The sequence below is a fragment of the Anaerovorax sp. IOR16 genome, assembly GCF_017168145.1.
GTDB lineage: Bacteria > Bacillota > Clostridia > Peptostreptococcales > Anaerovoracaceae > IOR16.
Map to the genome: position 1 here is coordinate 247,028 of NZ_JADQTL010000009.1, position 20,925 is coordinate 267,952.

Genomic DNA, 20,925 nt, shown 5'->3' on the forward strand with positions numbered 1-20,925 from the left:
AAATGATGGAAGAAAAAATTATAGCTGCATTAGATAATATTAGACCGTTTTTACAAAGAGACGGTGGTGATGTGGAATTTGTCGAGCTTACTGCAGATAATGTGGTAAAAGTAAGATTGCAGGGACATTGTGCAGGTTGCCCACATGCACAGATGACGATTAAGCAAGGTATTGAACGTTTATTAAAAGAGCAGTATCCGGAAATTACTGCAGTTGAAAGTGTGTAAAGAGGGTTAGGAATGACAGCAATGCAGGGGGATAAAAGAAGAAACAACAGAAGAAGACAGATGCGTACAAGAAGACGTATATTTTTTGGAGGGTTAATCGGAATAGTAATGTTCATAGCGGGAGTATTTTTATTCCCGCTATTTTCGCATAATGGGTTAGACATTGCATTAGAACCGGAACCTATGATAGAAGAGCCCATTGATTTGAAAATTTCTTGTGTGGGTGATGTAATGGTTCATAAACCACAGTTGGAAGCACAATATAACATAGAAACAGATTCCTATGATTTTACAAACAACTTTGAATATGTAAAAAAATACATAGAGAGTGCTGATGTTGCACTTTGTAACGTGGAAACGACATTTCGAGGAGAACCGTATTCAGGGTATCCATTGTTTAGTGCACCGGAAACCTTAGCGAATGCATTGAAAGATGCTGGATTTGACGTTGCCATAACCGCAAATAATCACATGATGGATACGGGATTTTCAGGAATGCAGCGAACCATTGATGTATTGAGAGAAGCTGGGTTTGCTACGGTTGGATCTAGGAAAGCTGGAGAATCCAGATATGCATTAGTTAATGCAAAAGACGTTAAAATTGCAGTGATGGCTTATACTTATGAGACACCAAGCCAAAATGGCCAGACATCAATTAATGGAAACGTATTAAATTCAGAAGCGGAAGAATTAATCAATCATTTTAATTACAATACTTTAGATGAAGACCTGCAACATCTTGCGGATGATATAAAAAAAGCAAGAGAGGAAGGCGCTGACATTGTAATTAGTTATTTTCATTGGGGTGAAGAATACCAGCGTTCACCGAATGATTGGCAGCAAAACATTGCACGAAGAGCTGCTGATATGGGAGTCGATATCGTTTTTGCTTCACACCCACATGTACTTCAGGGAATGGAAATCATCGAAAACCCAAATACGGGAAAGAAAGTACCGGTTTTCTATTCTATGGGAAATTTTATTTCCAATCAGAGATTGGAAACATTAAATAATCGATACACAGAACAGGGTATGATCGCAACGGTAAATCTTTCTTATATGAAAAGTACGGGACAGATATTAACGATAGCTCAAGAGGTAATGCCGACATGGGTGGATAAGTATATTTCCAAAGGAAAATTAGTTTATACCATTGTACCGCTTAATGAAGATTTAGTAAACAATCCATCTTTAAAGAATTCTGGGCATATCAACCGTGCGCAGCAAGCGTTGGATGATGTAAATGCATTGCTTTCAAATTAAAGGAGGTATGTGAATGGATTTTCTCAAACAGAATAGCGAACAACATGAGATTGCATTGTCTGAGATCCAACATAGAGTAAAAGTGAACGAAGCGGAAATGATTCAAACTTTGCAAGAACTGGTTGCAATAAAAAGTGTGGAAGAACCTGCAACGGAAGCGTTTCCTTTTGGGGCAGGTGTACATAATGCATTGCATTATATGCTGGATAAGGCAAATGCCGATGGATTTCAGAGTTTAAACGTGGATGAATATGGTGGTCACATAGAATTCGGCGGTACTTTGTATAGTGAGCAAGGTGAAGTCATTGGATTTGAAAAAGAAACCATGGGGATTTTAGGACATTTGGATGTTGTACCCGAAAGCGATGGATGGGAATATGAACCTTACGCCGGAGAAATTGTAGATGGGAAAATGTTTGGAAGAGGAACCAGTGACGATAAAGGGCCGTTGATTGCAGCCTATTTTGCAATGCGTGCAATTAGGGATGCCGGCTATGAACCGCAGAAAAAAGTGCGTTTGATTTTGGGTTTGGATGAAGAAACCAATTGGAAGGGTATGGAGTATTATTTAAAAAAAGTTCCTGCCGTTGATTTTGGATTTGCTCCGGACTCCAAATTTCCTGTGATACACGGTGAGATGGGTCTTTTAGTTTTTGAACTGGCAAAAAAATAAACAAGTCAATTTCAAAAGGTTTAACTTTTCGTAGTATGAGTGGTGGACTGGCAGCAAACGTTGTTGCAGATCATGCAAAAATGTTGGTTCGAGGCGATTCCTATGATACCATCAAGGAAAAATTACATACATTTAAAGAAGAAACGGGATATGATTTAAACGCTCGGCAACGAGGGAAAAGTTTGGAGATAGAAGCAACAGGAAAAACAGCACATGGAGCAACTCCTTGGAAGGGATTAAATGCAATTTCAGTTTTGATGGCATTTGCAAAACAGATTGGTTTTGCAAATGAAGATGTGAGTGATTTTATTGACTTTTATAATAAACATATTGGGTTTGAAACAGATGGCAACTCTTTGGGATGCGGCTTATCGGATGATATTTCCGGTAATTTAATATTAAACGTTGGAGTTGTGAAAGTCGATGAAGGAGCAGCGCGTCTTTTAATCAATGTTCGCTATCCGTTGACTGTGACGGAAGAACAAGTTTATGACGGAATGAAGGAAATCGTTGAATCCTATAACTTAGGCATTATAAAGCTGGAACATAAAGGGCCGTTATACCGACCTGCTGAAGATTCTATGATTTCTACTTTAATGGAAGTGTATCAAAAGTATACAGGTGATACTAGAAGTAAACCAGTTGTTATTGGAGGTGCGACTTATGCACGCTCGATGCCGAATACGGTTGCATATGGATCTATGTTTCCAAATGAAGAGGATCGCATGCATCAAAAAAATGAATACATCTCACTAGAATCCTTAAAAAAGGCAACATCGATTTATGCAGAAGCAATCTTTCGATTGACGAATGCAAAGAAAATATCAATAGATAATAAATAAGTTAGACAAAACTCGATCTTAAAGTAAGAAAGATAATGGTTATAACAATAAATAACCGAATAACTGATTATGTTTGATTAAAATAAATAAACTCTAAAATTATTTAAAATTATAAGTTGGTAACAACTTATAATTTTGTTTTTTGAAACCATTATTAAAGATAGAATAAATTTAAAAAGTAAGCTCATAAGTCGTTTGTAACTTAAATTTTAAGTCAAGTAAAACTCCATTCCAATGCAGCTTTAAATAAATAATATTTTAAAATTGCTCAAATGATTGCAAATACTAAAGTTCCAGGATAATTAAACCTATGGCACGAACCTTGCTATATATAATAGTGCACGTTGTCATTTATTATTACTAATATAGTTTTGTGGATAAAGATAAGGAAAAAACGATGATACAAAAAGAAAAAAGCATTGGTTATGGTATGATATTTATTTCAGGTAGTTTATGGGGAACGATTGGTTTATTTGTGAATCTTTTTAATGGTTTGGGTGCAGAGTCTTCATTAATTGCATTTTTACGATTATTTATAGGATTTTTGCTTTTAGTACCCATTATGTATATAATGGGTGGTAGACAGATTTTTTTAATTAATAAGAAAAGTTTATTGTTTTGTTTTCTTTCGGGTGTTTTTTCACAAGCTGGGTTTAATCTTTGCTACACAGAAGCCGTAGGAAATGTAGGAGTAGCAACGGCATCGGTATTGCTTTATACAGCTCCTATTTTTGTTTGTATAATGTCAAGGATCTTTTTTAAAGAAACCATTGGCTGGAAGAAACTCGCAGCATTAGCTGTAAATATTGTTGGGTGTACATTAACAGTAACTGGTGGGAATTTTTCTACTGTCCAATTCTCGGTATATGGGGTATTGATTGGTGTTGCAGCTGGGTTCTTATATGGATTGATGACGATTCTTGCAAAAAAAATATCTGATAATTGTCCACCTATGACGATTGTTTTTTATAGTTTTCTCTTTGGATGGTTAACTATGGGAGTTTTCAGTCATCCTTGGGATAGTATAGGGTTGATGATAAATTGGAAATTTATTATCGTATCCATTGCGTATGGCATGATTCCTACAACGGGGGCTTACCTGCTTTACATGAAAGGATTGTCAAAAGGGTTAGAGGCATCAAAGGTACCGATTATTGCATCGGTAGAAACTGTGGTTGCGGCATTGATTGGATTTTTACTCTTTCGGGAAGAGGTTGGGATCATTAAGATTATAGGAATTGCATGTGTGTTATTTTCTATTGTAATTATGAACATTTCAAAAAATAGAAAAGACACCCCTAATTTAAAGGAAACGGTAAAGAAAGGAATGATAGCTTGAAAATTGTTGATTTGACTCATGTAATTGAAGAAAGCATGCCAGTTTATCCGGGTACCGAAGGTCCAAATTTGGTTCCAGCGAATACTTATGAAAAAGATGGATTCAAGGAAACTATACTGCACATGTTCTCGCACACAGGTACACATATGGATGCTCCGGCACATATTAAACCCGATGGGATGACACTTGATGCATTTGATGTATCCCAATTTGTAGGGAAAGCAATTGTGGTAGATTGTCATGACTTATGTGAGGGTGACCGAATTAATATGTCATACATATTAAAACAACAGAAAGAAATAGACGAGGCAGATTTTGTTCTCTTTTCTTCGGGATGGAGTCATTATTGGGGTACGGATAAGTATTATGGTGATTTTCCCGTTGCTGATACAGATGTTCTGGAATATCTTGTAAATACAGGAAAGAAGGGAATTGGAATGGATGCAATCTCCATTGAACCGATTTCAGATGAGCATTTACCACATCATCATTTAGTACTAGGAAGTGGCATGATAATCATTGAAAATTTAACAAATTTAGAATTATTGGGAACAAATTTGTTTACACTTGCAGTTCTTCCGTTAAAGTGGAAGGAAGCAGATGGTTCACCTATCCGTGCAATTGGTATTTTGGAAAAATAAGATGAAAATTATATTTTCTTTTGTATTGACAGTATGGAAGAATTTGATTATGATAAAATTAAATATAATATTCGGATGAAGGATGTGGGAGACATTGCAGCTTGTCTGCAAGGCCGAAGGTGTAATTGCGAAAAACTCTCAGGCAAAAGTACCGCATCTGGACGAAACTCTGGGAAGTTCGAATGGCATTTTTATGTTGGCGGACACCGAAGAAGCAACCCTAATAAAGGGGAATCTTTCAGGTCAGTGGACAGAGGCGTATTGAAATTTATTTCAGTACGCTTTTTTTGTTTTATAATATATGTTTTTGTGAAATAAAAAAGTGTACAGAATATCATTTGTTATTTATATATTAAAAATAATGAAATGAAAGGAAAGAATATGGAACGAAAAACTCCTTTATATGACTGCCATGTAGAATGTGGTGGAAAAATGGTACCCTTTGCAGGCTTTTTGCTTCCGGTTCAATACCAGACGGGCGTCATAGCTGAGCACAATGCAGTTCGAACAAAAGCAGGATTGTTTGATGTTTCCCACATGGGAGAACTGTTACTTTTTGGAGCGGATGCTTTGGATAATTTGCAAATGCTTTTGACCAATGACTTTACAAATATGAATGATGGGCAATGTCGTTATACTCTTTTATGCAATAAATCGGGTGGAATTGTAGATGATTTATTGGTTTACCGAATGGAAAAAAATCAATATTTACTCGTGATTAATGCAGCGAATGTAGAAAAAGATGAACGTTGGATCAGAGAACATATTTTTGGGGATGTAACTCTTAAAAATCTTTCTTCAGAACTCGCACAAGTTGCGCTGCAAGGCCCGTTATCTTTAAAAATATTAGCAAAACTCTGCATGGAAGAAAGTCTTCCAAAAAAATATTATACTTTCGTAAAAGATATAAATGTAGGGGGCATTAATGCTTTGATATCAAAGACCGGATATACCGGCGAAGATGGATATGAACTATATTGTCAAGCGGAGGATGCACCGAATTTATGGAATAAACTGCTGGAAGCAGGAAAAGAGGATGGTTTAATTCCTTGTGGATTGGGTGCAAGAGATACCTTGCGTTTTGAAGCAGCAATGCCGCTTTACGGACATGAAATGAATGACGAAATTACACCATTTGAAGCAGATTTGAATTTTGCGGTTAAAATGCAGAAAAGAGACTTTATAGGAAAAGAGGCGCTGCAAAATAAGGGCGAAAGAACACGTAAGCGTGTCGGATTAAAAATTTTAAGTCGTGGGATTGCACGAGAAGAGAGTGTTGTTTTTTTCAATGATACAAAAATTGGGATTACAACTTCCGGAACCCATTGCCCATTTTTAAAAACACCTTATGCAATGGCTCTTTTAGATATGGAATACACAAAACCGGGAACCCGTGTACAAGTTGAGGTACGTGGACGAATGTTAGACGCTGAGGTAGTAGAACTGCCTTTTTATAAAAAAGATGAACGAAAAAAATAATCATTTGTAAAGGATGAAAATGTGTGAATTGCACAGAATAGTTGAAAAAAGGAGGATGTAAAATGGAATTCAGAAGTGATCGTAATTATTCAAAATCCCATGAGTGGGTTAAAGAAATCGGTACGGATAAAGTAGAAATCGGTATCAGTGATTTTGCACAGGACGCGTTGGGTGACATTGTATTTGTAAACCTTCCGCAGGCTGGAGATGAAGTGGAGGTTCAAACACCTTTTTGTGATGTGGAATCAGTGAAAGCTGTATCCGATGTTTACAGCCCCGTAAGTGGCATTGTCTGCGAAGTAAATGAGGATCTATTAGATAATCCTGCACGAATCAATGAAGAACCTTTTGACGCATGGCTCATTCGTGTAGAACAAGTTACACAACGGGAAGCTTTGCTTTCCGCAGAGGAATATGAAGACTTTACAAAAAAGGAGGCATAACGATGGCTGGTTATGTTCCTTCTACGATAGAAGAACGGAAAGAGATGTTAAAGGTATGTGGTGTTGAATCGATTGAATCGTTATTTGAACATATTCCTGACGAATTGAAATTAAAATATCCATTGAATTTGCCGAGTGGGTTGAGTGAAATGGGAGTCAGCCGGACAATGCAGAAGATCGCTGCAAAAAATCATGTATTTGCGAATGTGTTTCGTGGTGCTGGTGCTTATCATCACTATATTCCTTCTCAAGTAAAATACATTACGGCGAAAGAAGAATTTTTAACTGCCTATACGCCTTATCAAGCTGAAATCAGTCAAGGCTTATTACAGTCAATTTTTGAGTTTCAAACGATGATTTGTGAGCTGACAGGGATGGATGTTTCAAATGCTTCCGTTTACGATGGAGCAACGGCTGCTGCGGAAGCCATTGCTATGTGTAGAGATCGAAAGCGTTCTGTGGCATTGGTTTCTGATTGTGTAGATCCGAAAAATCTGCAAGTCATTGAAACATATTGTGAAGCCAACGGTATTTCGATTCGCTCGCTTGCTTCAAAAGATGGAAAGACTGATATTAATGCACTAGAAGATGAATTGAATGAAACCATAGCCTGTGTTTTATTGCAGCAACCTAATTATTATGGTTTGTTTGAGGATGCTGAAGCAATTGGGAGCATTGCACACGATAAGGGTGCAAAATTGATTATGAGTGTGAATCCTATTTCACTCGGTTTAATGAAAACACCGGGTGAATGTGGTGCCGACATTGCAGTTGGCGAAGGGCAGCCTTTGGGTATTCCTCTCTCTTTTGGAGGTCCATATTTGGGATTTATGGCTGCTAAAAAGGATCTTATGCGAAAATTACCGGGGCGTATTGTAGGAGAAACTGTAGATGTCGATGGGAAACGTGCATTTGTATTAACACTGCAGGCGAGAGAACAGCACATCCGAAGAGAAAAGGCTTCCAGCAATCTTTGCTCCAATCAAGCATTGTGTGCCATGACTGCTGCAATTTACCTTTCGGTTTTAGGAAGCAAAGGACTTGAAGAGGTTTCTAAGCAATGTTTTTCCAAAGCACATTATGCTTTAGAACAAATATTAAAAATTGAAGGATTTGAACGAAAGTTTTCCGGTGAATTTTTTCATGAATTTGTTACATCATGTCCGATTTCAGCAGATAAGCTCCTTGCAGAGCTTGAAAAATATGATATTTTAGGAGGATTGCCGCTTTCGGAACATGAAATTCTATGGTGTGTTACAGAAATGAACCGTAAGGAAGATATTGATTATCTTATAAAGGCTATAAAGGAGGTATCGCAACATGCAGTTGATCTTTGAAAAAAGCAAAGAGGGAAGAGGCTGCGCTATACTTCCCGAAATGGATGTAGCAACTACGGAATTTCCAGTATTTCTTAAAAGAAGTACTGCACCGAAGCTTCCACAGATGGCAGAGGTAGATATCAGCCGCCACTATACAGAATTAGCGAAATGTACACATGGTGTTAACGATGGATTTTATCCGCTTGGTTCTTGCACTATGAAATACAACCCCAGAATCAACGAAGAAATGGCAGCCTTGAAAGGATTTACATCCTTGCATCCTTTGCAGCCGGAACATACAGTACAAGGTGCTTTGGAAGTATTACAGCTTGCAGAAACCTATCTTTGTGAGATTACAGGGATGGATGCTATGACGTTTCAACCATCCGCAGGTGCGCACGGTGAATTTACGGGATTGCTGTTGATACGTGCGTATCATAAAAGCCGTGGAGAATTAGAAAAGAGAAGAAAGATTCTTGTTCCAGATGCGGCACATGGAACCAATCCTGCCAGTGCTGTGATGGCTGGATTTACTGTTGTAAACATTCCTTCGAATGAGCAGGGGTGTGTAGATATTGAAAAACTGAAAGAGGCTTGCGGTGATGATACAGCAGGACTAATGCTGACTAACCCAAATACAGTGGGTCTCTTTGATCAAAATATATTAGAAATCACTAAAATTGTACACGAAGCCGGCGGTTTAGTTTATTACGACGGTGCAAATCTCAATGCAATCATGGGTATTGTACGCCCAGGTGATATGGGATTTGATGTTGTACATCTAAACTTACACAAGACATTTTCAACACCCCATGGTGGTGGAGGACCGGGTAGCGGTCCGGTAGGCTGCAAGGAAATATTGGCACCTTTTCTTCCAAGGCCTACCGTAGATAAGGTGGGGGATACAGATTGGTCTTTGGCATGGAATCATCAACCTTCAAAGTCCATCGGTGCAGTACGAAGTTTTTATGGAAACTTCCTAGTGGTCGTAAAAGCATTGACTTACATTATGTCATTGGGTCAGCAGGGTATTCGAGAAGCGGCACAAAACGCGGTGCTAAATGCGAATTATCTCATGCATTGTCTCTCCGACTTATACCCAATGGCATTTGACCGCTACTGTATGCATGAATTCGTGATGACTCTGGAGCAGAGCAAAAAAGAAATGGATGTATCTGCTTTAGACATTGCAAAGGCATTGCTCGATTATGGTATCCATCCACCAACCATGTATTTTCCTTTGATTGTACATGAGGCTTTAATGGTTGAACCTACGGAGACAGAATCAAAAGATACATTGGACCAAGCAGTTTGCATCTTACGTAAGGTTTATGAAGAAGCGATGGAAGACCCAAGTGGAATGCATCAAAGACCACTCAATACGCCGGTTCGTCGCTTGGATGAAGTGGGTGCAGCTCGCCATCCAAAATTAAGATATGAATTTTAATTGAAAAACCGCGAAGGATAAGGCTAATAGACCATCCTTCGCGGATTTTTGGATTTTTGTACGCTTTCATTTTTTATGCAAAGTGCTGAAACAGCGCAGATTAAGGAGAAAAAATATTGGATGTAAGTATTTTTGAAGTGGCAGGGCCGATTATGATTGGGCCATCAAGTTCACACACGGCTGGCGCTGCAAAGTTAGCTCGAATCGCCAGACAGATTGTAGGGGTACCTTTTACTCATGTATCATTCGGATTGCATGGATCATTTGCTAAAACTTATCAAGGACATGGGACAGATAAAGCTTTGGTTGCTGGAGCATTAGGTCTAAAAGAGGATGATGAAAGATTGCGGCAAGCATTCTCTTTGGCAGAGAAAGAAGGCATTAGCTTTGATTTTTATGAAATCAACTTGGATGAAATGCATGAAAATTCTGTGAAAATGACTTTTTTCCGGACAGATGGGATAGAAAGTGAGGTTATCGGTTCTTCTATCGGTGGCGGACAAATAGTAATCAGGTACATTGACGGATTTGAGACGGAAGTGACTGCACAATCTCCAACGCTTCTTATTCGACAATATGATCGTAAAGGCGTTGTCAGTGATATTTCAACGGTTCTTGCAAATAACAATATTAACATTGGAATTATGAAGCTCTCGCGTCTTGAAAGGGGTCAGATTGCATCAACGGTAATTGAAACTGATGATGTTATTCCGCAAGAAGTTGTTAAAAGCTTAGAGGAATTAGAAAATATTATTTCGGTAAAATCAATTTAAAATGCCTTAAGTGACGGGAGGATTTATGTATCACAATATGGAAGAACTTTTAAAGCTATGTGAAGAAAAAAGAGCACCGCTTTGGGAGATAATCTTAGAAAATGAAAAAAAACTAAGCGACTGTACAGAAGAGGAAATATGGCAGAAGGTAGAAACACGTTATGAGGTTATGGAAGAATCAACAAAAAGGGCGAGAAAAGAGCCTCTTACCACTGCTGGGAATTTAATTTCCGGTGTGGCTTTTGCACAGCAATTCTACTCTGAAAAAGAGAATACTATTTGTGGATCCTTATTAAATCGGGTAATGGCATATGCGCTTTCTTGCAGTGAAGTTAATGCTTCGATGGGAAAAATCTGTGCATTACCAACGGCAGGTGCTTGCGGTATCGTTCCGGCAGTATTGCTTTGTTTGGCGGAAAATAAAGAGCTGGAGCATAAATCTGTCTTACAGGGACTAATGACAGCATCTGGAATTGGAGCAATCATTACGAAAAATGCTACGGTTTCCGGAGCGGAAGGCGGTTGCCAAGCGGAGTGCGGCGTTGCAGCCGCAATGGCAGCAAGCGCAGCGGTAGAAATGAACGGTGGAAGTCCGCGACAGGCCTTGCATGCCTGCTCAATTGCTTTAATGAATGTAATGGGACTTGTTTGTGATCCAATCGCAGGCTTAGTACAGGTACCTTGTGCGCAGAGAAATGCGTCACAAGCAGTCAATGCATTGATTAGTGCTGATTTGGCACTGGGGGGAATGGAGAGCATCATACCTCCGGATCAAGTGGTTGAAGCAATGTATCGAGTAGGGAAATTACTTCCTTATCAATTAAAGGAAACGGCATTAGGAGGATTGGCTGCAACGAAGCGAGGGAAAGAATTATTTGAAGAAATTTTAAAATAATATTAGAATAATAATAGAAAAAAAGAGGGGGACAAACTTTTGGAAGAGAAGAAATATGATATCGTTGTGATTGGTGGAGGACCGGGAGGCTATGAAGCAGCACTCAGGGCTTCTGAGCTTGGAATGAAAGCTGCGGTTGTAGAAAAAGAGCATATAGGTGGAACTTGTTTGAATCATGGCTGTATTCCGACCAAAACACTGCTTCATACAGCAAACTGGTATCGTCATGCTAAGGAATTTGATTTGATGGGGTTGCATATAGATCACTTATCGTATGACATAAATAAAATGCAACAACGAAAAGATGAGGTAATAAAAACGCTGCGCGGCGGAATTTTATCCTTATTTAAGTTAAATAAAATAGATTATTGGAATGGGTGTGCAACCATTACCGGAAACCATGAGATAGAAATTCAACTAAACATAAATGAACAGGAAGATAGTTTAAAATCAGAAAAGAAGATTCTGTATGCTGAAAATATATTAATTGCAACAGGGGCAAAACCTGTGAAACTTCCAATTCCCGGAATTGAATTGCCGAATGTGTTTACAAGCGAACAGATTCTTGAAAAGAATGATTTATTTAAAAGGATACTTATCATTGGCGGTGGTGTTATGGGAGTTGAATTTGCCACAATGTTTAATGGATTAGATTGTGAAGTAGTTATATTGGAAGCAGAAAAACGGATTTTACCTTTATTGGATCGTGAAATTTCTCAAAAATTATCCATGATTCTGAAAAAAAGAGGTGTTCGTATTGAAACTGGTGTTCAAGTGGAAGAAATAATGCAGATGGAAAAGGATAAAAAGGACACACTGCTTATTCGTGCTTCCAACGGTCTTTCAATTGAGGCGGATGGCGTTCTTGTTTCTGTAGGCCGAAAGCCAAATATAGACAGTTTATTTTCAGAGGAATGGAGACAGTCGGAGGGGATATCTTTACAATTAGAAAGCGGAAAAATTATTGTAGACGAAAACTATGAAACTACAGTACAGGGTATTTATGCTGTAGGTGACGTAATTGGGGGAATTCAGCTTGCGCATATGGCAACGGCAGAAGGAATTTCTGCGGTAGAGCATATAGCCAATGTAAAACGTAGTATACAGTTAAAGGTTGTACCTTCCTGCATCTATAGCAATCCGGAGATTGCTACGGTAGGCATCACAGCAGAGGAAGCCAAAGCGCAAGGAATGGCTGCAAAAACCGGAAAGTATTCTATGATGGCAAATGGGAAATCTCTCATTGAAAATCAACAAATGGGATTCATTAAGGTTGTGTATCTAGAGGAGACAGGTGTTATAATTGGAGCTCAGATGATGTGTGAAAGAGCAACGGATCTTATCTCAGAATTAGCAACGGCAGTTGCAAATCAATTAACGGTAGAACAGCTTGCTTCTGTTATTCGTCCGCATCCTACTTTTTGTGAAGGCATAGGACTTGCAATTCGATAGCTTTTATTAGCAAAATCAATCAAAATATTTTTATTCTTGACAAAGAAAGACAAATTGAACTATAATAAGTTGTTATTAAGATATCTGTTTCAGGGCGAGGTGTGATTCCTCACCGGCGGTAATGAGCAATGCTACGAGTCCGCGAGCCAAAAGGCAGAATCGGTTAGATTCCGATACCGACGGTATAGTCCGGATGAAAGAAACACGACTCATTTTTAATGGATGTGTGCGTTTGGCCTTGAATATATTTCAAGGCCTATTTTTAATTACCTGACAGATTCCTACATTGCAGCAGTGATAATGAGAGCAGAAGGAGGAATCATTATGAACGATTCACAACAGATGAAAAATAAGGTAGTAAGCCGATCGGAACGAACGGCAAAACTGGTAAAAATGGCTATGTTAGGTGCAATTTCATTGGTATTGGTTATGATTGTACGTATTCCTTTCCCGCCGGCACCTTTTCTAGTGTATGATCCCGCGGACGTACCTATTTTTATAGGAACATTTGCCTTTGGGCCATTGGCAGGATTAATGATTACGATCATTGCCAGCTTTATTCAGGCATTTCCTCTAGGCGGAGACGGATTGATCGGATTTATCATGCATGTATTTGCAACCGGCAGCTTTGTACTGATTTCAGGTTTTCTGTATCAGAAAAACAAAACAAAAAAAGGTGCAGTTATCGCACTGCTAAGTGGTGTGATAGTAATGACAATCACCATGCTGTTATGGAATCTTCTCATTACACCAATTTATATGGGTGTTCCACGAGAAGCGGTAATAGGTATGATTATGCCGATTCTTTTACCTTTTAACCTCTTAAAATCAGGGATTAATGCTATTGTTACGTTTATTACGTACAAGTCCATCGCAAGATTTTTGCATAAATAAGCTTTCTTTTTAAAACAGGTTCACCAAAAAACGAAAAAATGACTGCCGAACAAGAAATAACAGGGTTTTTGTCGGCAGTTTTTTCATGAAATGGAAATGTATTTTTGCGGATTTTCATCGACAAAAAGTGTATAAAAGTGATATGATAAATTGAATATATTTAAGAGAATGAGAAAGGGAAAGTATGAAAATGAACAAGTCGGTAAAAGGTATGGTTGCTGCCATTGCGGCATCTACATTGTTTGCATTTAGTTTTTTATTTACAAAGCAAGTAACAGCTACTGTGTCGGCATTCTCCCTTTTAGGATGGCGCTTTTTTCTTGCATTTTTATCAATGAGCTTATGCATTGCAGTAGGAATTTTTAAAGTAAATTTTAAAGGAAAGAATTTTAAACCGCTATTTTTAATGGCCGTCTTTCAACCTGTTATTTATTTTACAGCCGAAACGTTTGGTATTAGTATGACTACAGCATCGGAAAGCGGGACGATTATTGCTTGTGTACCGATTGCAACCTTGTTGACGTCTACGTTGTTTTTAAAAAAATCTCCTTCAAAGGTGCAAGTAACTGGAATCTTGATTTCTTTTGTAGGCATTGTATGGATTGTTATGATAAAGGGGGCATCGGCTTCTTTTAATCTGATTGGGTATTTGATTTTGTTTGCTGCGGTTTTGTCTGCTGCTATGTTTACCGTTTATTCCACAAGAGCAGAAGAATTTTCCAGCGTAGAAAAGACTTATATTATGTCATTTTTCGGTGCAGTAGCCTTTATTAGCTTTGCTTTTATTGAGCAGGCAATGAATGGATCGATTGTTGCTTTTTTGACACTGCCGATTCATAACATACAATTTTTACAAGCGATTCTTTATTTGAGTGTAGGCTGTTCTGTGCTTGCTTTTATTTTGACAAATGCTGCGATTGAGACCATTGGAGCGAATCGGATGACTTCCTTTGTTGCATTGACTACGGTAATCACCGTTATTGCAGGCGTGGTCTTTTTAAAAGAGCCGTTTTCTTTGCTACAAGCATTTGCGACTGTTCTTGTTTTAGTAGGAGTTTTTATGGCAAACCAAGTTCCAAAGGAACCATTGCCAGAGGAGAATGCAGAGCAAAACACTCAAGAATCGGAACAATATTCCGATAGGGAGGAAATGACTTTATGAAGCAGGCAATAAAATGGGTTATGAAAAGTGAAGAAGATACGAAAAAGTTTGGACTAGCCCTTGCCAAACAATTAAAGTCAGGAAGCATTGTTGCTTTAATTGGTGATTTAGGAACCGGCAAAACGACTTTAACAAAAGCGATTGCAGAGGGACTTGGTGTAAAAGAGATGATTACAAGTCCGACCTTTAGCATAGTTCATGAGTATCATGATGGAAGATTACCTCTTTATCACTTTGATGTTTATCGTATTGGAGAGATCGAAGAGATGTATGAACTTGGGTATGAAGAATATTTTTATGGAGAAGGTATTTGCATAGTGGAATGGGCAGACTTGATTTGGGAACTGATGCCTGAAGAAAGTGTAACGATTCGGATTGAGTATGGAGAATCGGAAAACGAACGAATTTATCATGTTGAAAATTGTAATATAAAAGAGGAATAGATATGAACTTATTAGCCATTGAAACAACAGGTGCAAAAGCATCTGTTGCTATAATAGATGAAAACAAACAAATTTGGGAAGAACATTGCGATGAAACGTTAAATCATTTACGTCTTTTGATGCCTATGATTGAACGTTTACTTAGAAAGTGCAAATTAAAAATAGAAGATATTGATGGGATTGCTGTATCAGAAGGACCGGGTTCTTTTACAGGGATTCGAATTGGCATATCGACAGCAAAGGCACTTGCACAGGCTTTAAATTTAGATATTGTATGCGTTCCAACTTTAAAAACCTTTGCATATAGTGTTCCGGAAGAAAAAAGAATTTTATGTCCTATTTTTGATGCAAGAAGAAGTCAGGTATATGCAGGTGCATATGTTTGGAAGAACAGTGAAACTTGTATGCAGCTGGTTGCTGACGGTGCGTATGTATTGGATGATTTCTTAGAACAAATTAAATTAGTAATGAAAGAAACGTCAAGTATGGAACTGCTTTTTTTTGGAGATGGCATCCTGCCTTATAAAAATAAAATTGAAGAATGGACAAACCATCAAAATGGCATTGACTTCGGTTTAACGGTTTCGTTTGCACCCGAAGAATTATGTTTTCAAAAAGCATCTTCGGTTGCAGCATTAGGGTATGAACTTTGGGAAAAGGGAAATGCACAAAATTTATTTCAGATAAAGCCTGTTTATTTACGTCAGGCTGAGGCACAAAGAAAATTAGAAGAGGCAGAGGCAAAAAGGAGGACAGTGCATGAATGAACTTTTGATTCGAAAGGCTGAGGAACGTGACATCAAGGAAATGGCAGAATTGGATCAAATGTGTTTTGCAATGCCGTGGAGTGAAGAATCGTTTTATGATGAAATCGTAAAAAATGAATTGGCATTTTATATAGTAGCAGAGATAGAGAAAAAAGTGGTCGGATACGTAGGTTCTTGGATGATCTTAGATGAAGGACATATTACACATGTAGCTGTGCATCCTGGTTATCGAAAAAAAGGAATTGGACACGCAATGCTTTCACTTCTTTTTGATCATTGTGAGAAAAATGGTATTTTTAGCCATACGTTGGAAGTTCGTCCGTCGAATCAAGCTGCATTAACTCTTTATGGGCAGTTTGGGTTTAAGGAAGCAGGAAGACGTAAAGCATATTATGAGAACAACGGAGAAGATGCATTGATTTTATGGAGACGTGCAGAAGATATACTGTTGAAGGCGCAATAATAAACTTTAAAAAAGAGAATAGAAAAAAAGGCAGCAAGCTATACTATTTTTAAGCCAACAAACTTTTAAAAATACGTGTAGCCGAGGTCATACTTCTCGGCAGAGGAGGAAAAAATGAGATGGAATACCACTTCCGGTGATGATTACTATGCAGATGATTATGATTATTATCCAAATGATCAGGATTTTTATGCGAATTCATCCTATTGCAGTCGATTTACACGACGCGGGGATGTGACAGTATTCAATATGAGTGATTATCAATCGTGTGAAAATTGCAGACATATGACCGCGGACAATCAGTGCCTTTTAAAAATGCAGGGTCAATTTATTAGTGGTCGCTAAAGTTTAACAAGGCGAGAGGAAATTTCTTTGACCTGCTAAGAAAGGGAGATAAGAAATGAAAGACGGCAAATGGATAACGATGGGAATTGAAAGTAGCTGTGATGAAACTTCTGTAGCAATTTTACAAGAAGGAAGAACTGTACTATCAAATGTAATTTCCTCTCAAATAAAAGTGCATCAAGTATTTGGCGGTGTTGTACCAGAAATTGCTTCAAGGCATCATCTAGACAATATTAACGGTGTTTTAAAACAAGCTTTGGAAGAAGCACAGGTTACGCTTAAAGATGTAGATGTCATAGGTGTTACTTACGGACCTGGGCTTGTAGGAGCATTGCTGATTGGATTAGCAACTGCAAAAGGTATCGCATTTGCAATGAAAAAACCTTTAGTTGGAGTACATCACATTCAAGGACACATCAGTGCAAATTACATTGAACATGCCGATTTAGAACCTCCATTTTTAGCGCTTGTAGTTTCAGGTGGTCATACTCATATCGTAGATGTGAGAGGCTATAATGAATATGAGGTTTTAGGAAGAACAAGAGATGACGCGGCAGGAGAAGCCTTTGATAAGGTGGCTCGCGTCTTAGGATTAGGTTATCCGGGCGGTCCCAAGATTGATAAAATTGCCAAAGAGGGTAATCCACAAGCAGTTGAATTCAAACGAGTTTATTTAGGAAAAGGCAGCTTGGATTTTAGCTTTAGTGGAATAAAAACCGGAGTACTAAATTATTTGAATGCAGAAAAGCAAAGAGGCAGAGAAATCAATCCTGCGGATGTTGCGGCTAGTTTTCAGCAGGCAGTGATGGAAGTGATTGTAAACAAAGCTATTTTAGCAGCTAAGACGCATGATAAGAAGAAAATTGTATTGGCTGGTGGGGTTGCAGCAAACAGCAGACTGAGAGAAATGCTTTCTTATGAATGTAAGCGAGAGGGAATTGATTTGTATGCTCCTTCACCGATTCTTTGCACCGACAATGCAGCTATGATTGCTTGTGCAGCTTATTATAAATATCAAGAAGGACTGCTGGATGATTTAACCTTAGATGCATATCCAAATTTACCATTGTAAATAAAATAAAACAGTAGAGGAACGTATCTGTTTTCGTGAACTCCGATAAGCACATTTCTAATTTCGAAGTCGTTACTCAAACAGTTACGTTCCTCTTTTTTTTCTTATTATTCTTTATTTCTAATTTTTATAAATTTAAAGCAGTTTCAATTGCGATAAACAGCCATGGTAAAAATATTGCTGGGATCATATTTGCAACTTTAATTTGTTGCTTGTCCAAGATAAAATTAAGACCGATGGCGGCAATGATTAAGCTGCCTACTGCAGACATTTCTGTGACAATTTCAGGCGTCATGAGGTCTTTTACCATACTGGAACATAAAGCAATGGCGCCTTCGTATAGAAAAACTGGAATTGCAGAAAAGGCAACGCCGATTCCAAGGGAGGAACCGAACATAATTGAAAAGACGCCGTCTAAAATAGACTTTGCAAACAGCATTTCATGATTGCCTTGCAGACCGCTGTTCATACCTCCGATAACTGCCATAGAGCCTGTACAGAAAATGACGCTGGCAGTAACAAATCCCTTTGAAAAGTTCCCTTCACCGAAGCCCATTACTAATTCTGCCCATTTACCGAAACGATTCATCTGTTTATCAATGTCAAGCAATTCGCCAATGGCACTACCGATAACTAAAGATAAAATTAGAAGCATAACTCTTTGATTTTGTAAAGAACCGCTGATTCCTATGTATAATACACTTAAACCAAGAGCTTTGTTGGTAATATCTTCGAAGCGTTTTGGCAGACCGTTTAAAACAAAACGGCCAAGCAAAGCACAAATGATAATTGCAATTCCGTTGACGATGGGTCCTATTAATTGTTGTAACATGTTTTGTCATCCTTTTCTTCAAATTGAGGTATTTATAATTCTTTTAGATTATACACTTTATCTCTTTCTATTTTTCACTAATTCTTTTCTATTCTTTTTATTTTTTTATAATATTAGTAAATTCGTTTTATCTTAATCCACGAATTTCAATATCTACACTTGTTATATTAAAAGCAGTCATTTTTTCGATCTCTAGGGCAATCTTTTTTTGAAACTGCTTCGCTGTTTGGAGCATATTCGTTCCGTATTTTGCATAAATAAGAACACGAATGCTTAAGCCATCTGGCGTGTTATCAATGGTTGTGCGATTGATAGAAAAAATTCCTGGAATTAAAGTGCTGATATAACCAACAATTTCTGAAATCACTTTATCTGAAATCGAATAATCACCCAAATAGCTGTAAGTAGGTCGTACCACAGTTTTTTCATTAAAAGAGGATCGTTCCATGTTTTTTCCTCGAAAGATTCGCATCGGATCCAAAAAATACCCGGAAAACTGCCTTTTTACTTGAAAAGTAGGTGCAGGTATTACATGTTTCCCAAGCTCCTGTCGTTGTTTTCTAGCGGTTTCCCTCTGTGATTTCGACGTAATGGTTTCAATTGGAATTATTTCCAAAAGTGGAGGAAGCTCCAGACGATCAATGATACGTAAAATCATATCTTTTGATGTGCCTAATATCAAAATACTGGAAGGCTGAATTTCTTTAATTTTTTGAGAAACTTCTAAACGGTGTGTTTCCTTTGTAAAAAGTGCAGTCTTTACGGCACCAATCTTTGTCGATTGTCTCTTTGCAGAAATTCCTGCTTGAATTCCAGTTCCATAAATAAATAGACCATCATCAATGACTGCTTCGATGTTTCGCTGGCGACAAAGTGTCATTGCTTGAAAGCTCTTTCCAGTTCCACTTTTTCCCACTAAACCATAAATTTTCATAATCACCGTACTTTCTTCGTTCTATACGCACAAACTTCAATATGAAGCATTGGCTCTTTCTGTAAAAATAATCTTAACAGGAATTTATGCTTTCTGACAAAATATTATTGTTAAATCGAAGGCAATCTGCTATAATAACGGTACTTGTTTAAATTACAATAAAGGAGGAATTAAATTATGGCATATGTAATTGGTGAAGCTTGTATCAGCTGTGGAGCTTGTGTAGCAGAATGTCCTGTAGATGCAATTTCTGAAGGTGATGGCAAATATGTGATTAATGCTGAAACTTGCATCGAATGTGGTGCTTGTGCAAACGCATGCCCTGTAGATGCTCCAGCACAGGAATAATCTAAAGGATTAAAACAAAAATACGTAAATAACCGTTTCAAGCGAAACGGTTATTTTTTTACTCCATATGATTGATGTGGTAAGCGAGAGAATGTAAACTGTCACTTAAATGTACATTTTCTAACGCAATGTTATCCCCGACATCTAAATCCATTGGTGCAAAGTTCCATATTCCCTTAACTCTACCTAAAACCAATTTGTTTGCAATTTCCTGTGCACTGTCTTTGTTTGTGCATATGATACCGATATCAATTTGATTTTCTTCTAAATAAGCTTCTAACGTATTGGAATCCATGACTTCAATGTCATTAATTCGGAGACCGATTAATCTTGGGTTGATGTCAAACATCCCGCAAACGATGAAACCGGCTTTATAATAGTGGGTGTAATTAGCAAGCGCCTGCCCTAAATTACCACATCCCACAATAATCATTTTATATTCTTGGTCCAAGCCTAATATGTTTCCGATTTGTGTGTAAAGTCCTTTAATGTTATACCCATAGCCTTGCTGACCAAATCCGCCGAAATTATTTAAATCTTGTCGAATTTGTGAGGCGGTGTAACCAATTAATTTACTCAAATCATTAGAAGAAATCCGGTCAATGTCCTTTTTCATTAATTCTTCAAGGTATCTTCGGTATCTTGGAAGGCGTTTAATTACAGCCTTTGAAATTTTTCCATTGTCTTTCATTCTCTTTCTCCATTTCAGCAAACATTGATTTGCATTGTAAATTCTTTATAAAAAAAGCACAATGCAACGATGTGTGCCATTATAGTTTGTATTGTTTTTATAAAAATAAACACAATTTCAAGTTCATTATAGCATTTAAGTACTGGCGATACAATAAAAAAAATGATAAAATATAGTCTTG

General features: G+C 37.8%; 24 protein-coding genes and 3 riboswitches. Of the genes, 21 read left to right on the forward strand and 3 right to left on the reverse strand.

The genetic code is table 11. The features are described 5' to 3' along the window. Window positions 1-5: 5 nt before the first annotated feature. The 20 genes from I2490_RS04700 (at window position 6) to tsaD (ending at window position 17,939) form a co-directional block, all read left to right on the forward strand. On the forward strand, window positions 6-227 hold the full coding sequence (locus I2490_RS04700) for a NifU family protein (RefSeq protein WP_206459658.1): 222 nt from the start codon (window positions 6-8) through the stop codon (window positions 225-227). A 12-nt stretch (window positions 228-239) separates the two neighbouring features. Next, complete coding sequence (locus I2490_RS04705) at window positions 240-1,490, forward strand: CapA family protein (protein WP_206458621.1); 1,251 nt, start codon at window positions 240-242, stop codon at window positions 1,488-1,490. A gap of 13 nt (window positions 1,491-1,503) precedes the next feature. Further along, window positions 1,504-2,163, forward strand: a complete 660-nt coding sequence (locus I2490_RS16855) for a Sapep family Mn(2+)-dependent dipeptidase (RefSeq protein ID WP_206458622.1) — start codon at window positions 1,504-1,506, stop codon at window positions 2,161-2,163. Window positions 2,164-2,171: 8 nt separating this feature from the next. Further along, the gene (locus I2490_RS16860; RefSeq protein ID WP_330634621.1) at window positions 2,172-3,005 is read left to right on the forward strand and encodes a Sapep family Mn(2+)-dependent dipeptidase; all 834 of its coding nucleotides are present in this window, start codon (window positions 2,172-2,174) and stop codon (window positions 3,003-3,005) included. A 397-nt stretch (window positions 3,006-3,402) separates the two neighbouring features. After that, complete coding sequence (locus I2490_RS04720; protein ID WP_206458624.1) at window positions 3,403-4,344, forward strand: DMT family transporter; 942 nt, start codon at window positions 3,403-3,405, stop codon at window positions 4,342-4,344. Further along, entirely contained in the window at window positions 4,341-4,985 is a 645-nt protein-coding gene (locus I2490_RS04725; protein WP_206458625.1) for a cyclase family protein, read from the forward strand. The genes I2490_RS04720 and I2490_RS04725 overlap by 4 nt, the downstream gene beginning before the upstream one ends. 75 nt (window positions 4,986-5,060) lie before the next feature. Further along, window positions 5,061-5,149, forward strand: a riboswitch (glycine riboswitch). A 3-nt stretch (window positions 5,150-5,152) separates the two neighbouring features. Continuing rightward, window positions 5,153-5,241: riboswitch (glycine riboswitch) on the forward strand. Between the two features lie 125 nt (window positions 5,242-5,366). Then, window positions 5,367-6,464 (forward strand): glycine cleavage system aminomethyltransferase GcvT, encoded by a 1,098-nt coding sequence (gcvT, locus tag I2490_RS04730; protein WP_206458626.1) that lies wholly within the window; start codon window positions 5,367-5,369, stop codon window positions 6,462-6,464. Window positions 6,465-6,526: 62 nt separating this feature from the next. Then, entirely contained in the window at window positions 6,527-6,907 is a 381-nt protein-coding gene (gcvH, locus tag I2490_RS04735; protein WP_206458627.1) for a glycine cleavage system protein GcvH, read from the forward strand. 2 nt (window positions 6,908-6,909) lie between these two features. After that, a complete protein-coding gene (gene gcvPA / locus I2490_RS04740) occupies window positions 6,910-8,244 on the forward strand; it encodes an aminomethyl-transferring glycine dehydrogenase subunit GcvPA (protein WP_206458628.1) in 1,335 nt (444 codons plus the stop codon). After that, entirely contained in the window at window positions 8,228-9,673 is a 1,446-nt protein-coding gene (gcvPB, locus tag I2490_RS04745; protein WP_206458629.1) for an aminomethyl-transferring glycine dehydrogenase subunit GcvPB, read from the forward strand. Before gcvPA ends, gcvPB begins: the two co-directional genes overlap by 17 nt. Window positions 9,674-9,789: 116 nt before the next feature. After that, window positions 9,790-10,446 carry an L-serine ammonia-lyase, iron-sulfur-dependent subunit beta gene (sdaAB, locus tag I2490_RS04750; protein ID WP_209010579.1) on the forward strand — a complete coding sequence of 219 codons (657 nt, stop codon included), beginning with the start codon at window positions 9,790-9,792 and terminating at the stop codon, window positions 10,444-10,446. Between the two features lie 25 nt (window positions 10,447-10,471). Beyond that, a complete protein-coding gene (gene sdaAA / locus I2490_RS04755) occupies window positions 10,472-11,341 on the forward strand; it encodes an L-serine ammonia-lyase, iron-sulfur-dependent, subunit alpha (RefSeq protein ID WP_206458630.1) in 870 nt (289 codons plus the stop codon). 39 nt (window positions 11,342-11,380) lie between these two features. Then, a complete protein-coding gene (gene lpdA, locus I2490_RS04760; protein WP_206458631.1) occupies window positions 11,381-12,793 on the forward strand; it encodes a dihydrolipoyl dehydrogenase in 1,413 nt (470 codons plus the stop codon). Between the two features lie 81 nt (window positions 12,794-12,874). Next, window positions 12,875-13,002: riboswitch (FMN riboswitch) on the forward strand. 115 nt (window positions 13,003-13,117) lie between these two features. Further along, window positions 13,118-13,687, forward strand: coding sequence for an ECF transporter S component (locus I2490_RS04765; RefSeq protein ID WP_245157090.1), 570 nt, complete (start codon window positions 13,118-13,120; stop codon window positions 13,685-13,687). Between the two features lie 184 nt (window positions 13,688-13,871). Continuing rightward, window positions 13,872-14,849 carry a DMT family transporter gene (locus tag I2490_RS04770; protein ID WP_206458632.1) on the forward strand — a complete coding sequence of 326 codons (978 nt, stop codon included), beginning with the start codon at window positions 13,872-13,874 and terminating at the stop codon, window positions 14,847-14,849. After that, on the forward strand, window positions 14,846-15,292 hold the full coding sequence (tsaE, locus tag I2490_RS04775; protein ID WP_206458633.1) for a tRNA (adenosine(37)-N6)-threonylcarbamoyltransferase complex ATPase subunit type 1 TsaE: 447 nt from the start codon (window positions 14,846-14,848) through the stop codon (window positions 15,290-15,292). Before I2490_RS04770 ends, tsaE begins: the two co-directional genes overlap by 4 nt. Window positions 15,293-15,294: 2 nt before the next feature. Beyond that, on the forward strand, window positions 15,295-16,059 hold the full coding sequence (tsaB, locus tag I2490_RS04780; RefSeq protein ID WP_206458634.1) for a tRNA (adenosine(37)-N6)-threonylcarbamoyltransferase complex dimerization subunit type 1 TsaB: 765 nt from the start codon (window positions 15,295-15,297) through the stop codon (window positions 16,057-16,059). Next, complete coding sequence (gene rimI, locus I2490_RS04785; RefSeq protein ID WP_206458635.1) at window positions 16,052-16,522, forward strand: ribosomal protein S18-alanine N-acetyltransferase; 471 nt, start codon at window positions 16,052-16,054, stop codon at window positions 16,520-16,522. The genes tsaB and rimI overlap by 8 nt, the downstream gene beginning before the upstream one ends. A 114-nt stretch (window positions 16,523-16,636) precedes the next feature. Further along, a complete protein-coding gene (locus I2490_RS04790) occupies window positions 16,637-16,867 on the forward strand; it encodes a hypothetical protein (protein ID WP_206458636.1) in 231 nt (76 codons plus the stop codon). Between the two features lie 55 nt (window positions 16,868-16,922). Further along, a complete protein-coding gene (gene tsaD / locus I2490_RS04795; protein ID WP_206458637.1) occupies window positions 16,923-17,939 on the forward strand; it encodes a tRNA (adenosine(37)-N6)-threonylcarbamoyltransferase complex transferase subunit TsaD in 1,017 nt (338 codons plus the stop codon). A 127-nt stretch (window positions 17,940-18,066) separates the two neighbouring features. Here the strand turns inward: tsaD and I2490_RS04800 are convergent, their stop codons facing one another. Beyond that, window positions 18,067-18,771 carry a DUF554 domain-containing protein gene (locus tag I2490_RS04800; protein ID WP_206458638.1) on the reverse strand — a complete coding sequence of 235 codons (705 nt, stop codon included), beginning with the start codon at window positions 18,769-18,771 and terminating at the stop codon, window positions 18,067-18,069. Window positions 18,772-18,898: 127 nt separating this feature from the next. Beyond that, window positions 18,899-19,705 carry an Asp23/Gls24 family envelope stress response protein gene (locus tag I2490_RS04805; protein ID WP_206458639.1) on the reverse strand — a complete coding sequence of 269 codons (807 nt, stop codon included), beginning with the start codon at window positions 19,703-19,705 and terminating at the stop codon, window positions 18,899-18,901. Between the two features lie 177 nt (window positions 19,706-19,882). Between I2490_RS04805 and I2490_RS04810 the strand changes: the two genes are divergently transcribed. Further along, complete coding sequence (locus I2490_RS04810) at window positions 19,883-20,053, forward strand: DUF362 domain-containing protein (RefSeq protein ID WP_206458640.1); 171 nt, start codon at window positions 19,883-19,885, stop codon at window positions 20,051-20,053. A 58-nt stretch (window positions 20,054-20,111) separates the two neighbouring features. Here the strand turns inward: I2490_RS04810 and I2490_RS04815 are convergent, their stop codons facing one another. Beyond that, complete coding sequence (locus I2490_RS04815; RefSeq protein ID WP_206458641.1) at window positions 20,112-20,744, reverse strand: redox-sensing transcriptional repressor Rex; 633 nt, start codon at window positions 20,742-20,744, stop codon at window positions 20,112-20,114. Window positions 20,745-20,925 lie beyond the last annotated feature (181 nt).